The sequence below is a fragment of the Brevibacterium sp. OS20 genome (assembly GCF_056837565.1).
The window spans coordinates 1,481,242-1,496,971 of record NZ_CM166367.1 but is presented as its reverse complement, the minus strand read 5'-3'; the positions used below and the strand labels follow the sequence as shown (position 1 = coordinate 1,496,971).

The following is a 15,730-nucleotide window of genomic DNA, read 5'->3' as shown; positions in this document are numbered from 1 at the left end:
CCCTGGCTCGATCGCCTCACGCGCCCTAGCGTCAAAGAATGCCGAACGGCATTCTCAGACCGCGGAAGGAATCACCATGAGAGCAGCACGTTTCCACGCGCGCAACGACATCCGGATCGAAGACATCCCAGAGCCCGAACTGCGTCCAGGCACTGTCGCCATCGACGTCGCATGGTGCGGGATCTGCGGAACGGACCTCCACGAATACCTCGAAGGGCCAATCTTCGTCCCTCCGGCAGGGCACCCCCATCCGATTTCCGGCGAGTCCGCGCCTGTCACGATGGGGCACGAATTCTCCGGCACGATCACAGCGCTTGGCCAAGGAGTGGATGATCTGGAGGTAGGGCAGAACGTCGTCGTCGAGCCCTACATCATTGCCGAAGACGTCGACACCGGCCCCGGCCAGAGCTATCAGCTGTCGAAAGACATGAACTTCATCGGCCTCGGCGGGCACGGCGGCGGACTCTCGGAGAAGATCGTCGTCCAACGCCGTTGGGTGCACCCGATCGGCGATATTCCGCTCGACCAGGCTGCGTTGATCGAACCATTGTCAGTTGCCCACCACGCAGCCACACGCTCCGGCGCCGCTGCAGGCCAGACCGCCATCGTCGGCGGAGCAGGCCCGATCGGCCTTCTGACTGCAGCCGTCCTCAAAGCCAAGGGCCTGACCGTCTTCATCTCTGAACTCTCGGAAGCGCGGAAGGCCATGGCAGAGTCAACGGGAGTGGCCGACGAAGTCTTCGACCCCAGAGAATCCGATGTCGCTGAGTCGGTCCGCCAACGAACCGACGGCAAAGGCGCCGACGTCGGGTTTGAATGCTCCTCTGTCCCCGCCGTCCTGGACATGCTCATCGATGCCACCCGTCCGGGTGGAGTCATCGTCAACGTGTCCATCTGGGGACACAGACCTGAAGTCGATCTGCCCAGTCTCGTGCTCAAGGAGATCGACCTCTGTGGCACGATCGGCTACGCCGGAGACCACCCTGAGACGATCCGCCTCGTCTCCGAAGGAACGATCGACCTCTCCGCATTCATCACCGCGCGCATCGGCTTGGACGACCTCATCACCGGCGGTTTCGACGAGCTCATCGACAACAACGAACACCACGTGAAGATCATCGTCGACCCCCGCGCCTGAGCCATCAGGAACCTCCTCGGCACCCTCTTGACGAGCACTCCGCAGTTTCGAGGGAGCAGAATGTCGATTCAGTCCGCTGAAATCAACATTCCGCTCCCTCGAATTTCTGCATTCACGCACGCGCCTCCGCACTCACACGCTTGGCCCCGCATTCACGCACCCTCCCCGCAGGAGGAACGCACCCGCGTTCGACATTGCATAAACGTGCAGTTATGACTCATACTTGCTCATACTGTTCAACTTCGCTTCTGATCGTCGACTGCCCAACGGGCATCGCACATCAGGTCGAAGCCAATGAGAACCACACACCCTGGCTCCCTGAGCCGGCCTCACTGCGGAGGACCTTATGGACCTGCAACTCATCCTGGCGCTGATCGCCGGAATCGCGACGATCGTCGTCATCGTGCTCGCGACCCGACTCGACGCCTTCATCGCTCTGCTCCTGGCAGCCGTCGTCACCGGCATCGTCGCCGGTCAGGACCTGCTCTCGATCGTCGACTCCATCACCACGGGCTTCGGCGACACCCTGGCCAGCATCGGCATCGTCATCGGACTCGGCGTCGGCATCGGCAAGATCCTCGAGGTCTCCGGTGCCGCCGACTCCCTGGCCCGGGCCTTCCTGCGCGCCTTCGGCAAGGGCCGTGAGCCCTGGGCGATGGGCACCGTCGGCTCCCTCGTCTCCATCCCGGTCTTCTGCGACTCCGGGTACGTCATCATGAACCCGCTGGCACGCTCCATCGCCCGTGTGAAGAAGGGCGGCTACGTCACCCTCGCCCTGGCTCTGGGCTGCGGAATGACACTGACCCACCATATGGTGCCGCCGACGCCCGGTCCGCTGGCGGCCACCGGCATCCTCGGCGCCGACATCGGATCGGTCATCCTCGCCGGACTCGTCTTCACCGTCATCCTCCTGCCCGTTGTCGTCGTCTACGCCCGGTGGATCGGACCGAAGCTCGAACCCGTCCTCAACGCCCAGGTCAAGCGTGATGTCTACGCCGAGGCGGTCGCCGAAACCGCATCAGGTTCCGCCGGAGGCACCGTCCTCACCGCCGAAGGCGGAGACTCGGCCGGCACCGGCCCCGCCCCGGGCACCGGCAAGAAGCCGGGCGCCTTCCTCGGCTTCCTGCCGCTCATCGTCCCGCTGCTGCTCATCGTCGCCAACACGGTGAGCACCGCGATCGACAAGAACGCTCAGGGCGAGCTCTCCGGAGACGCCTACGAGCCCTCCGCCTGGGTCGCACCTCTGGCCTTCCTCGGCAACCCCGTCGTCGCTCTCATCATCGGCCTCGTCCTCGCCGTCTACACACTGCTGCCCCGCGTAACCCCACGCAACCAGGTGCAGAGTTGGCTGGCCGACGGCGCCGCCTCAGCCGGACTCATCCTGCTCATCACCGGCGCCGGGGGAAGCTTCGGACTGGTGCTGCGCGAGTCGGGCGTCGGTGATGCCCTCGCCGAGGCGATCGCCTCGATCAGCCTGCCGGCCCTCCTCGTCCCGTTCCTCATCGCCTCGCTCGTGCGTCTGGCTCAGGGATCGGGCACGGTCGCGATGATCACCGCCGCCTCGGTGACGGCTCCGCTCATCGCCCCGCTGGGACTCGACCCGCTGGTGGCCGTGATGGCCTGCACCGCCGGTTCGATGGTCTTCTCCTACTTCAACGACTCCTACTTCTGGGTCGTCACCCGGTTCACCGGCCTCGACGGAATCAATGCCATCAAGGGCTGGTCGGGAATCACCACCGCCGTGTGGATCTGTTCCCTTCCGCTGCTGTTCGTGCTCGACTTGGTCGTATGAGCGCCTCCCGAATGTCCGACTCCGAAACGACCGCAGCCGCCTCGGCCCAGGCGAGTCCGCGCATCCTCATCGTCGCCGACGACCTCACCGGCGGAAATGCGTGCGGAGCCCTGTTCGCCGAGGCGGGGCTGCGGACGATCACCGTCACCGATACCAGGCCGGCCGGCAACCTCGACATCAGCGGACTGCTCGATGACTTCGACGCGGTCGTCGTCAACACCGACTCCCGGCACCTGCCCGCACGGCAGGCAAGTGAGCTCTACACCGAGCTCATCGAAACCGCCGGGGCTGTCGACCTCGTAGCATGCCGAATCGACACCACCCTGCGCGGCAACGTCGGACCCGCCGCGGCCGCCGCCATCTCGGCCCGCAGACGATCTCTCGCCGCGACCGACGGGCCACGCCACCGCGTACTGGGCCTGTGCGTGCCGGCGTTCCCTGCCGCAGGCAGAACCACCGTGCAGGGGCGACAGCTGCTGGGCGGCCGACTGCTCGAACACACCGAGCTCGCCCATGACGTCCGCTCCCCCATGCGCACCTCCGTCATCGAGGACATCCTTGCCGCCGGCACGGATCTCAACAGCCGCCTCATCGATATCGCCACGGTGCTGGCCGGTCGGGATGCCGTACGCACCGCCGTACTCGACGCCATCGGCGAAGGAACGGACGTGCTCATCGCCGATGCCCTGACCACCGACCACATCGACCTCGTCGGGTCCGTCATGGCTGAGATCAGCCACGAGCTCGCCGAGGCGGCTTCCCCCGACATCCGCGACCGGGCAGGTCTGGCCGACGGTGAGCGGTTGGACTGGGTGACCATCGACCCCGGGCCCGGCAGCCTCGCCCTGGCTCAGTCTCGGCTGCCGACTCGCGCCGACGGCATTCTGCTCGGCATTTCGGGATCGGCCACTGAGGTCACCCGTGCACAGCTTGCAGCAGTGGCCGAGGACCCCACGATCACGGTCCTGCGTGCACCTTTGGACGACGCGGGACTGCCCGATGTCGAGGCCGCACTCGGCCTCATCGATCGGACCGCCTCGGCGCGGGCGATCATCATCGCCACCGTCCTCGAGACCAGCGACCTGCGCGAACTCACCGACGCTGAATCCGAAGAGACGACACGGCGCCTGGCACTGATCGCCTCGGCGGTCATGTCCGCCATCCCGGTCTCCGGCCTCTACACCACCGGCGGGGACGTCACTGCCACGGTGATGCGCGAGCTCGGTGCGATGGGGATGGAGATCGACAAGGAGATCGTGCCTCTGGCCGTGGGCGGTCGCCTCGTCGGCGGAAGCGCTGACGGACTGCCGATCGTCACGAAAGGCGGACTCATCGGTGACACCGGCACCGCCGTCGACTGCCTCGAATTCCTGTCGACGACTGCTCGCGTCAGGCGAGACTGAATCGTGCACGACGACCCCAACGCCCCACCCACCGACATCCATCCGAACCATCTGAGGAGACAGAAATGACAGCACCAGCACTCGCCGTGACCGTGGGTGACCCGGTCGGAATCGGACCGGAGATCACCGCCACGGTGCTTGCGGAGTTCGCCGGCAGAGACGATCAGCATGGAATCGCTGTGGCGGATCTGGCCGTGATGAAACGGGCCGTCGACGTCCTCGGACTCGACGTCGAACTGCGCTCCATCTCCGACTGGTCGACCCCGTCAGCCGGTGAAGGCGTCATCGACGTCTTCGATATCGGCGTTCTCGGGGATGACCTTCCTGACTGGGGAGTCGTCGATGCCCGCGCCGGCAGGGCTTCGGTGGCCGCGATCGAGCTCGCCACCAAGGCGGCCATGGATCAGCAGGTCGCCGGCATCGTCACCGGCCCGATCAACAAGGAAGCCGTATGGAAGTCCGGTTCGCAGCACCTCGGGCACACCGAGATGCTCGGTGAGCTGACCGGAGTGACGAAGCAGGACACGATGTTCGTCGTGGAGAACACGAAGGTCCCCGACCACAAACTCCAGATCTTCTTCGCCACCCGCCACATGTCCCTGCGCAAGGCTCTCGACGCCCTGACCGTGGACACTCAGGTCGACTCCATCGAACGCGCCCATCGTGCCCTCCAGCTCTACGGCGTCACCTCGCCGAGACTGGCCGTCGCTGCTCTCAACCCCCACGGTGGCGAGAACGGCGCCTTCGGCGACGAGGAGATCGAGATCCTCCGCCCGGCCGTGGAGAAGGTCAATGCGGGTGGCGCCTTCGAAGTCGCCGGACCGATCCCGGCGGATTCCGTCTTCCACCAGGGGCTGACCGGCCGCTATGACGGAATCCTCTCTCAGTACCACGATCAGGGGCACATCGCATCGAAGACCTTCGACTTCGACGGCACCATCTCGGTCACCGTCGGATTGCCGATCCTGCGCACGTCGGTCGATCACGGAACCGCCTTCGACATCGCCGGTCAGGGAATCGCCGATGCGGGCACCATGCGCTCGGCCTACCGCGCGGCCATCGGCTACGCTCCGTTCGTCGACGGCATCCGCGCGGAGTACCTGCCGCAGTAGGCTGAGTCGTATCTCCGGCCGCGGCGTCGCTGCGGCCGGATCACTGCCGAATGAGAGGGAGAACAGATGGCGATCCGCTCAGGGACTCAGCGCCGCCGCGAAGCCATTCTCGGCCTGCTCAAAACCGGCTCGTGGAGCATACCTCGCCTGGCCGAGGCTCTCGAGACCTCGGAATCGACGATCCGCCGCGACCTGCGTGAGTTGGCCGCAGACGGCGAGATCATCCGCACCATCGGCGGAGCCGCAGCCGCCGGCTATGTCGAACCGCCTTTGGGCGAGCGCATGGAGCAGCAGGCGGAGGCGAAGGACACGATCGCCGCACGAGCGCTCGAACAACTCGACGACGCCCGAGTGCGAACCGTCTTCCTCGACGCGGGTTCGACGACCGTGCGTTTGGCCGAGCGGATCAGGGACCGCAAAGAGCTCACCGTGTTCACTCGCGGTCTCGAGATCGCGCTGGCCTTGGCTCATCCCGCCGGCCCCACAGTGATCATGGTCGGCGGCGAGGTCTCGACACTGTCGCACGGCACCACCGGCGCGCTGTCCGATCATGCGCTGTCGCGCATCCATGTCGACATTGCATTCCTCGGTGCCGATGCCGTGGATCCGGCACAGGGCCTCGGCGAACCGAGTCTCGACGAAGCACGCACGAAAGAGCTCATCGCCGAGCGGGCCGGAGCAGTCGTCGTCCTCGCCGACAGCTCGAAAGCCGGCCGCGATGTCGCCGCATGGGCACCGATGCCGCCCGGCTGGACGTGGATCGACGAGCACGCGTCCCACCGGCACGATTGACAATACTGCGCTGACAGCTCCATTCGCCGACCACCGTGTGATCGACGACATCTGATTCTCGCGACTTCTGTGTAGAATCCCGGAGGCAGTTTCAACAGTGACTGCCTGGAGGCTCGGCATTCGTGCGAAATCCGAGCCCTGGTCTCACAAGGAGAAAGCTCTATGAGCGAACCCCACAACTCGGGTGCTGACACTGACAACGCCGCTGGGGGCGGCAAGCTGCGCAACCGGCACATCACCATGATCACGCTCGGCGGCATCATCGGTGCAAGCCTCTTCGTCGGATCCGGAAACGTCATCCGCTCGACTGGACCGGCTGCCATCCTCTCCTATCTCATCGGCGGACTTCTCGTCTTCCTCGCCATGCGGATGCTCGGTGAGATGTCGGCGCGACGACCTGCCGTCGGCTCCTTCATGGAGTACGCGAACGAGTCCTTGGGCGGGTGGGCCGCCTACCTCGTCGGCTGGCTGTATTGGTACTTCTGGGTCGGCGTCATCGCCTATGAAGCGGTCGTCGGCGGCGGAATCATGTCAGGCTGGTTCCCCGCGATTCCCACCTGGCTCTGGTCCCTCCTCCTCGTCATCGTCTTCATCGGCACGAACGTCCTCTCGGTCCGCGTCTTCGGTGAGGTCGAGTTCTGGCTCGCGAGCATCAAGGTCATCACGATCGTCGTCTTCCTCATCGTCGGTGCACTCTTCGTGTTCGGCGCCTGGCCCAACGCGACGAATTCCGTATCCAACCTGTGGGACCACGGCGGTTTCATGCCCATGGGCTTCAGTGCCGTGATGATCGGCGTGGCCACCGTCATCTTCAGCTACTTCGGCACCGAGATCGCTGTCATGGCATCGGCCGAGTCGGTCGATCCGGCTCGCGGCATCAACCAGGCCACTCGGACCGTCATCTGGCGGATCATGTTGTTCTTCGTCGGCGGCGTGCTCATCATCGTCACCGCGGTTCCCTGGGATGAGCTGCCCGATCCCGATACGATCGCTCCGTTCGCTCATGTCTACGGTCTCTTCGGTCTGCCGGGCGCCTCGGCGATCATGACGATCGTCCTCTTCACCGCCGTCATCTCGGTGCTCAACTCCGGCCTCTATTCGGCCTCCCGCATGTTCGCTTCCCTGGCCGACAAAGGGTATGCGCCCGCGCTCATCCGCAAGCGCTCGAAGACGAACGTCCCAGTGGCCGCTCTCATCGCTTCGAGCCTCGGTGCACTGGCGGCAGTTGTCGCCAACTTCACCGTCCCGGCATCAGGGATCTTCGACTTCATCATGAACTCCGGCGGTCTCGTAGCCCTCTTCGTCTATGTCTTCATTGCCCTCGCCCAGTGGCGCATGCGACTCAAACTCAGCCCGGCCGAGCGAGAAGCTCTGACCTTGAAATCGTGGCTGACGCCGATCCTCAACATCTTCCTCATCATCGTCGTCATCGGCGTCGTCGTCATCATGCTCCTCAGCGAGGACGGCCGGGCACAGGTGTGGACGAGCCTAGTCGCCACTGCGGTGCTCTTCGCCGTGTGGCCGCTGGTCAAGCGTCGCCTCAACGCTCGCGGGATCGATACGTCTCCGGCGATGGATCAGCGTGCAGCAGCCGCGGCAGAGGAATCTGCGGCATCCTGATCCAGCACCACCGTTCTGACACCTGAGCCATTCGGCCTGAGTCGATTGAGTGGAGGGACCGTGCATACGCGCGGTCCCTCCGCTCATTCATCTGGTTTCGACGTTTTCGATCCGATCTACGGCGCTCGGCGCAAAAACGAGGGTATCGTCCACCGGATGAGCCGGTGCAGGTGCCGTCGGCCGTCGGCTATGGGCACCGGCATCGGCGGAGGTGGGAACTGCCATGCGGATGAGATCGGTCGCCTTCCTGACCGCAGATAGACTAACCCGTCTCCCCGATGCATCGAGCTAGACTCTAATCACGCACGATCCTGCGAACCGACGCGCCCGCCTCACCTAGGACATCGAAGTCATGCAGTTCACAAGCAAATTCGCTCCCACCATCGCTGGAGTCTGTGCGATCTCTCTTGCACTTGCCGGGTGTACGTCAACCGGCGATTCCGATCAGAATGCTGCCGAAGGTCCGAAGCCGACAGAGTCGCACGGATCTTCCCCGACATTGAGCCGAATCGAATCGTCGGGAGTCGTGAAGATCTGTACTACCGGGGACTACCGTCCTTTCACCTATTTCGACCCGAAGGCGAAGGAATGGTCGGGCATTGACGTCGACATGGGTCGCACTTTCGCCGACGACCTCGACGCGAAACCAGAATTCGTCAGAATCGACTGGGACGAATTCCCATCTAAGATTCGAAAAGGCGCGTGCGACATAGGCATGGGAGGGCTCTCTATCACCACAGAGCGGGCCGCACAACTGTATATGTCGGATCCGACCACGCAGGACGGTAAGACTCCCATCACCCAGTGTGGGAAGGTGGACAAGTACGACTCGATTGACAAGATCAACGATGACGATGTTGAAGTCATCACGCCAAAAGGTGGCACCAACGAAGAGTTCGCCGCGGAGCACTTTCCCGAGGCCAAGGTCATCAAATGGGACGACAACAATACGATCTTCGACCAGATCATCAAAGGCAAGGCCGATGTCATGGTGACCGACGCACCAGAGACCAAGTGGGTAGCCCATGAAGAACCGGAACTCTGCGCCGTCAACCCGGACAAACCCTTGAACTTCAGCGAACAGGGCTATGCAATACGTTCAGGCGACGACCAGATGCTTGAATACCTCAACACTTGGCTGCGCATCACCCAGCACGACGGCACCTATGCCGGGGCCGAGAAGAAATGGTTCGGATAGCTCGAAAGAGAAGACTACTCTTTTCGCTTGCACAGACAAATTCGGTCATTGATTGAGTTTTCTGTCAACCCGATTGCCATAACGATAACTTCACTGTTCCCTGTGAAGACGACTTGCCGCGCCGATATTGGCGACGCAGAACGTTCCTCCAGGTCAGGTGCACCAAAACCGAATATTCTCCTAATGACACGCCGATGATTTGACAGGATTCTTCGATTGAGAAGCTGAGCACAGGCTCGTAACGTGGCTTCGGTTCGAAAGAAGGATCACTTCGACTGTGATCCGAATGACTGGAGGAATTCATGAGCATCCCCGATACCTCAGGATCCGCATCACCTGCTTCCCCGCCCGAACCCGATCTCAAGACGGTCCGCAAGGCCGTCGCCGCCTCCGCCCTGGGCAATGCGACGGAGTGGTTCGACTACGGTCTTTACGCCGTCTCAGTCACCTATCTCGCTCAGCACTTCTTCCCCGGCGAGCATGCTCAGCTGATGGCGCTGCTGACATTCGCCGTGTCCTTCATCTTCCGCCCTCTCGGCGGAATCATCTGGGGCCCGATGGGTGATCGCCTCGGCCGCAAACGCGTACTGGCGCTGACGATTCTGCTCATGGCCGGTTCCACCTTCTGCATCGCGCTGCTGCCGTCCTACGCCACGATCGGCGTCGCCGCACCCATCATCCTCGTTCTGCTCCGCGTCATCCAGGGCTTCTCCTCAGGCGGTGAGTATGGTGGTGCCGCCACTTTCATGGCCGAATACGCCCCGGACAACCGGCGCGGATTCTTCGGCAGCTTCCTCGAATTCGGCACTCTGGCCGGAATGGCGGCCGGTTCGCTGTTCGTCCTCCTTCTGCAGCTCGGGCTCGGCGAACAGACGATGACGGACTGGGCATGGCGGATTCCGTTCGTCTTCGCCGGTGTTCTAGGCGTCGTCGGCCTGTACCTGCGCTCGCAGCTCGACGAGTCGCCCGTCTATGAGGAACTTGATAGTGGCGACAACGACAAGACGGTCAAGGAAGTCTTCGCGACCCTGTTCGCGAATTACAAGAAGCAGCTGCTCGTCCTCGGCGGCATGGTCGTCGCGGTCAACGTGGTCAATTACACGCTGCTGTCCTACATGCCCACGTACCTGCAGGATCCCGTCGGCATGAGCGCGAACGCCTCGCTGACCGTGATGTTCCTTGCGCAGGCGTTCATGATGATCCTCATCCCGTTCGGAGGAATGCTTTCGGACAAGGTCGGGCGCAAGCCGGTCTGGTACTTCTCTCTCATCGGACTCTTCGTCGCGGCGATTCCGATGTTCATGCTCATGGCCAACGGCTTCGTGTGGGCACTCATCGGACTGGCCGTCCTCGGTGTCCTCTACATCCCGCAGATCTCGACCATCTCGGCGACCTTCCCAGCGATGTTCCCCGGACCTGTGCGCTTCGCAGGCTTCGCGATCGCCTACAACGTCTCCACCGCACTGTTCGGCGGCACCGCGCCCTCGATCAGCGATGGACTCATCGGCGCAACGGGAAACACCATCATTCCCGCCTACCTCGTCATGGCTGCATGCGCGATCGGTCTGATTGCCACGATCTTCATGAAGGAGACGAACGGTGCCTCGTTGCGCGGCTGCGGCCTCCCTGAGACCGGCGCGGACGTCATCCTCGACGAATCGGAGCTCGTCAACGACGCGAAATGATCGTCCCGGCCTCTCGTGACCGGGGCTGAGTGACGCGTCACCTCCGACGGAGCAGACCGGCGGCACCGCAACGGAACTTCCGTTGCAGTGTCGCCGGTCTTCTGCGACCGAGTCTGGGTTAGTCTCGGATCATGGTCACGTTGATTCCCGAACAGCCAGATTTCAATGGGTCCACGGCCGAGGAGCTCGTGTGGAATGCTCTGTGCCGGCAGCTGCCCGATGCAGCGGCGATCATCCATGGTCAACGACTGACCGGCGATGACAAGGATGTCGAGATCGATTTCCTCATCCTGTGGCCGGGCGCCGGCATCGCCGTCGTCGAGGTCAAAGGCGGACGCGTCGACGTCGTCGACGGCGCTTGGTTCACCTCCGGCGCCCAGGGAAAGCGAAACCGACTGCCCACCTCTCCCCTCGAGCAGGCGATGATCGCCAAGCACACCCTCGTGGACTATCTGCGCCCGCGGCTCTCCCGCCTCCCCGGACCGATCAGCCACCTTGCGGTCCTCCCCTACACGGAACTGCCGAGCGACTGGGACCAGCCGGACGCGCCGAGGCGTCAGCTCGTCGACGGCACCGAGATCGGTTCCCTGGCATCGAAGATCGCCACTCAGCTGCGCTTCGACTTCGACCCCGAACGCCACGACCTCACGGCCGGCCACGAGTTCGTGCTGAAGAACCTCCGCAGGACCAACCAGGCGGTGGAGAATCTCAAGCTCAGAGCCTCCGAAATCTCTGACCGAGCCGATGCACTCAGCCGTGAGCAGGCGAAGCTCATCCGCATCCTCCGCCACCAGAATCGTGCCGAGATCAGCGGCGGTGCAGGATCGGGCAAGACCTATCTGGCCCTGCTCAAGGCCAGAGCGCTGACGCAGGAGGGGAAGAAGGTCGCCCTCATGTGCTATTCCCGCGGGCTCGGCCGCTTCCTCCAGCTCTTCACCGCACAATGGCCCGAAGTCGACCGGCCCGCGTTCGTCGGGCTCTTCCACGACCTGCCCATCAGCTGGGGTGCGCCCACCGGCAGCGACGACGACTCGGAGTACTGGGAACAGCGACTGCCCACGATGCTCAAGGAACTCGCCGACGAGCGTCCGCGCAAGAGACTCTTCGACGCCATCGTCATCGACGAAGGCCAGGACTTCAGCCTGCTGTGGTGGGAAGCCGTCCAATCCTGCCTGCGCAATCAGCTTGCCGACACCCTCTACGTCTTCACCGATGAGCGCCAACGGATCTTCGACCGTCACGGCGAATCACCGATCACGATGAACCCCATCCAGCTAGACGAGAATCTCCGCAATTCATCGCAGATCGTCGCCGGAATCGCCGACCTCGCGTTGGAACCGCCGATCGCACGCAACGGGCCCGGCGACGAAATCGAGTGGATCGACGTCGGCCTCGAGGATGCCGTAGCCGAAGCAGATGGGCAGGTCGAAGCACTCATGGATGCCGGGTGGAACGCCGGCCAGGTCGCACTGCTGACCACCGGATCCAGGCATCCGGAGCAGAAGAACATCGTGGAGAGCGAGGGGATCGCAGCCTACTGGGATCAGTTCTTCGCTGAAGAGGACGTCTTCTACGGGCATGTGCTCGGTTTCAAAGGACTCGAAAGGCCCGCCGTGGTGCTCTGCCTCAACGGGTTCAGAGACCCCCAGCGAGCCATCGACATGCTCTACGTCGGTATGTCGAGAGCGACGACGAAGCTCATCGTCGTCGGTGACCTGACCATCTTCGACGAGATCTACGGGAACTGATCGCTCAGGTTCTCACCGGGTTTCGTCGGTGGGTCTGCGATGTCAGTCCGGCGCCGCACCCAAGAGCAGGGTTCGCGCGGTCCGCTGCCAGGTGGTGAGCATCGGCTCCCGATGCGGGTCACGTCGGGAAAACATGTAGGTCACGGCCATTCCGCGCATGCTCGCGAAGATCATCGTGAAGACCTCATCGAACTCCGGGTTCCGCGTGACCGCCGGTCCGAAGAGCTCGCGGGCATTGTCCCTGACGCGTTCGAGGACGATCCTCTCGTGCTCACGGACGTTCCCGGCCAGTTCGTCGTCGGTGCGCGAAGCCGTCCACAGTTCGAGGGCAGAGAAGAAGCTGCCGTGCATCAGCCCCGTCCACAGGGTCCGAATCGCCCAATCGCTTCTGGCCTCGGCGTCGGCGGCGTCGGGTCGTTCCGTTTCCAGTATCCGACCGAATTCGTCGTCCTGGTCCTCCAGCCGTCGGCTGAGTCTCTGTTCGCCGAGGCGGCTGACTGCGGCCGTGAGCAGATCCTGCTTTGAGGGAAAGTGGTGGAGCAGACGCCCCCTAGTCACCCCCGCGATCGATTGGACTCTCACCGTCGTCGTCGCCGCATATCCTTCGCGCAGCAGGCATTCGATCGTGGCATCGAGGATGAGGTCGCGTGAGCGCGCAGTGCGTTCGGCCTGGTTGCCGGCATCCATCGCATCCCCTTCTGCCGTGTTCCGTTCTGGAGCTGTTCGACACCGCAGAACTGCGGTCGAAACGGGCTGCTTCCGACTATCTCACAGATCCAGTCTGTATTGACTGTTTTTCAGGCGGATGCCAGACTGAACGCACGCTCAGTGACCGAGCACACATCATCGCCTCGGCCCGAAGACCGGCCTGCCTGCCCGCCCAGCGACAACCACTGCTTGAGAAGAGGACGCAATCGATGAAGAGGAATCTGTACAACGAGGATCACGAGGCATTCCGAGGATCGGTCGCTGCGTTCCTCGACCGCGAAGTCGTCCCCCACTTCGAGGATTGGGAGGAGAACCACCTCGTCGATCGGGAGATGTGGCGCAAGGCAGCGCAGTCGGGCATCATCGGCCTGGCCATCCCCGAGGAGTTCGGCGGTGGCGGCGTCTCCGACTTCCGGTTCGAGATGGTGCGAGCCGAAGAGATCGCCCGCCGTGGTGTCGGTGCGGCCACGAGCGGCTGGGGCGTCTCAGACGGAATCGTCCCCGGCTATCTCATGGAGTTGGGCACTCGGGCGCAGAAACAGAAGTATCTGACTGGACTGACCTCGGGCGCGATGATCGGGGCGATCGCCATGACCGAACCGGATGCCGGTTCGGATCTGCAGGGCATCACCACGAAGGCTGTCCGCGACGGCGACGATTGGATCATCAACGGCGCCAAGACCTTCATCACCAACGGCATCCACTGTGATTTCGTCATCGTCGTCGCCCGCACGAACCCGGAGGCGAAGGCGTCTCAAGGCACTTCGCTGTTCATCGTCGAGGCAGGCACACCTGGGTTCGAGAAGGGCCGCAAACTGAAAAAGCTCGGCCTGGACGCCCAGGACACCGCCGAACTCTCGTTCACCGATGTCCGGGTGCCGGCCGATGCCCTCCTCGGCGAACTCGATCAGGGGTTCATCCACCTCATGGTCAACCTCCCCACCGAACGCCTCCTCATCGGATCGGGAACCCTGGCATCGGCGCGGGCAGCGCTGGCATGGACGGCCGAATACGTCTTCGACCGCCCCGCTTTCGGTCAGACCATCGGCGACTTCCAGAACACTCGTTTCGAACTCGCCGAGCTCGAAACCCGCGTAGACGCCCTGGAGGCGTTCGTCGACCGCTGTGCCCTGGCTCTCAACGAAGGCGAACTCACCGCGGTCGACGCCGCCAAGGCGAAGTACTTGGGCTCGGACCTCGAGATCGAGGTCGTCAATCGCTGCCTGCAGCTCTTCGGCGGCTACGGCTATATGCTCGAGTTCCCCATCGCTCGCGCCTACAAGGACAACCGCATCCAGGCAATCTTCGGCGGAGCGAACGAGGTGATGAAGGAACTCATCGGACGCGATATCGCCAAGCGCAACCGCAAGAGGTGATAACGCCCGCGGCTACTCTCCCGCGACTTCGAGAACGACCTTTCCCATCACGGAACGGCCGTCGAGCTCCTTGATCGCCGAGGCAGCCTCGGTCAGCGGGTAGTTCGCGTGGATGCGCGGGTTGAGGTCACCTGCGGCAACGTGCCCGAGGACGACGTCCCACTGCTCGTGGATGAAGTTCGGGTGACCCCAGGCCGCCGCGCCCCAAGCGACGCCGTCGACAGAGATGTTCTTCAGCAACAGGCGATTGACCTTGATCGAGGGGATTTCACCGGCAGTGAAGCCGAGAACGAGAAGCCGACCGAACGGAGCGAGCACTCGTGTCGAATCGGTGAATCGGTCGCCGCCGACGGGGTCGAAGACGAAATCGACGCCGCCCGGACAGATCTCCTTCGCCGCGTCCTTGAAGCCGTCGGCGAGGACGACATGCGTGGCGCCGATCTCGCGAACCGCTTCAGCCTTCGCCTGGGTCGAGACGACGGCGATGACTTCGAGGCCCATCGCCAGACCCAGCTGCACTGCGGCCGAACCGAGACCGCCTGCGGCTCCGTGGACGAGGAGGCTCTGGCCAGGCTGGGCATTCGCGCGCACCCGCAGTGCGAAGTCAGCGGTGAGCACGTTCATCGGCATGCCTGCGGCATCGGCCAAGGAAACCGAATCCGGAACCTTCACGGTGGCCTCGTCACCGGCGACGAGGTATTCGGCGAAGGTACCCTTTCCGGTGATCGCAGCAACGCGGTCCCCGACGGAGTAGCGGGAGTCCGGACCCACCTCGGCGACGACGCCGGAGGCCTCGGAACCCAGAGTGAAGGGCAGGTCGTGCTTGACCTGGTACATTCCGCGAGTCTGCAGGACTTCGGGGAACGTCACGCCGGCATATGCGACCTTGATGAGCACCTGGCCCGGCCCCGGCGACGGGCGCTCCACATCGAGATGCTCCACATCATCGGGGCCGGTCAGAGCGGTGACGCGAATGGCTTTCATTGTTTCCTCGCTATCGTTGTGACGCACACGGAACACTCGAGCTCCGGTGTCGGCGGTCTTCTCACCTCTATCACACCGAGCGGCTATGACCGTGATCACTTTCACGGCTTGACTCCCCCGCTCGGGATGAATACTGTGAACTCTACTGAACGACTGTTCACTCGGGAAGGTCAA

Annotated in this window: 12 protein-coding genes; 10 read left to right on the top strand and 2 right to left on the bottom strand. The window is 63.4% G+C overall.

What is annotated here, in order from left to right; genetic code table 11:
• Positions 1 to 76: 76 nt before the first annotated feature.
• From ACVZTU_RS06555 to ACVZTU_RS06515, 9 genes are all read left to right on the top strand, one after another.
• Positions 77 to 1,138, top strand: coding sequence for a 2,3-butanediol dehydrogenase (locus ACVZTU_RS06555; protein ID WP_482401605.1), 1,062 nt, complete (start codon positions 77 to 79; stop codon positions 1,136 to 1,138).
• 346 nt (positions 1,139 to 1,484) lie between these two features.
• Positions 1,485 to 2,930 carry a GntP family permease gene (locus tag ACVZTU_RS06550; RefSeq protein ID WP_482401604.1) on the top strand — a complete coding sequence of 482 codons (1,446 nt, stop codon included), beginning with the start codon at positions 1,485 to 1,487 and terminating at the stop codon, positions 2,928 to 2,930.
• On the top strand, positions 2,927 to 4,333 hold the full coding sequence (locus tag ACVZTU_RS06545; RefSeq protein WP_253903671.1) for a four-carbon acid sugar kinase family protein: 1,407 nt from the start codon (positions 2,927 to 2,929) through the stop codon (positions 4,331 to 4,333). Before ACVZTU_RS06550 ends, ACVZTU_RS06545 begins: the two co-directional genes overlap by 4 nt.
• A gap of 65 nt (positions 4,334 to 4,398) precedes the next feature.
• A complete protein-coding gene (pdxA, locus tag ACVZTU_RS06540) occupies positions 4,399 to 5,445 on the top strand; it encodes a 4-hydroxythreonine-4-phosphate dehydrogenase PdxA (RefSeq protein WP_139469610.1) in 1,047 nt (348 codons plus the stop codon).
• A gap of 66 nt (positions 5,446 to 5,511) precedes the next feature.
• A complete protein-coding gene (locus ACVZTU_RS06535; protein ID WP_482401603.1) occupies positions 5,512 to 6,237 on the top strand; it encodes a DeoR/GlpR family DNA-binding transcription regulator in 726 nt (241 codons plus the stop codon).
• Positions 6,238 to 6,399: 162 nt separating this feature from the next.
• Complete coding sequence (locus tag ACVZTU_RS06530; protein ID WP_482401602.1) at positions 6,400 to 7,857, top strand: amino acid permease; 1,458 nt, start codon at positions 6,400 to 6,402, stop codon at positions 7,855 to 7,857.
• Positions 7,858 to 8,356: 499 nt separating this feature from the next.
• On the top strand, positions 8,357 to 9,055 hold the full coding sequence (locus tag ACVZTU_RS06525; RefSeq protein WP_482401601.1) for a transporter substrate-binding domain-containing protein: 699 nt from the start codon (positions 8,357 to 8,359) through the stop codon (positions 9,053 to 9,055).
• Positions 9,056 to 9,357: 302 nt separating this feature from the next.
• Complete coding sequence (locus ACVZTU_RS06520; protein ID WP_139469613.1) at positions 9,358 to 10,740, top strand: MFS transporter; 1,383 nt, start codon at positions 9,358 to 9,360, stop codon at positions 10,738 to 10,740.
• Between the two features lie 131 nt (positions 10,741 to 10,871).
• On the top strand, positions 10,872 to 12,488 hold the full coding sequence (locus tag ACVZTU_RS06515; protein ID WP_482401600.1) for a nuclease-related domain-containing DEAD/DEAH box helicase: 1,617 nt from the start codon (positions 10,872 to 10,874) through the stop codon (positions 12,486 to 12,488).
• A 42-nt stretch (positions 12,489 to 12,530) separates the two neighbouring features.
• Here ACVZTU_RS06515 and ACVZTU_RS06510 read toward each other — a convergent pair whose 3' ends face one another.
• Positions 12,531 to 13,175, bottom strand: a complete 645-nt coding sequence (locus ACVZTU_RS06510; protein WP_482401599.1) for a TetR/AcrR family transcriptional regulator — start codon at positions 13,173 to 13,175, stop codon at positions 12,531 to 12,533.
• 230 nt (positions 13,176 to 13,405) lie between these two features.
• Between ACVZTU_RS06510 and ACVZTU_RS06505 the strand changes: the two genes are divergently transcribed.
• Positions 13,406 to 14,572: an acyl-CoA dehydrogenase family protein gene (locus ACVZTU_RS06505; protein WP_139907414.1), complete on the top strand. Its 1,167-nt coding sequence runs from the start codon at positions 13,406 to 13,408 to the stop codon at positions 14,570 to 14,572.
• Between the two features lie 12 nt (positions 14,573 to 14,584).
• Here the strand turns inward: ACVZTU_RS06505 and ACVZTU_RS06500 are convergent, their stop codons facing one another.
• Positions 14,585 to 15,556: an NADPH:quinone oxidoreductase family protein gene (locus ACVZTU_RS06500; RefSeq protein ID WP_139469617.1), complete on the bottom strand. Its 972-nt coding sequence runs from the start codon at positions 15,554 to 15,556 to the stop codon at positions 14,585 to 14,587.
• Positions 15,557 to 15,730: the final 174 nt, after the last annotated feature.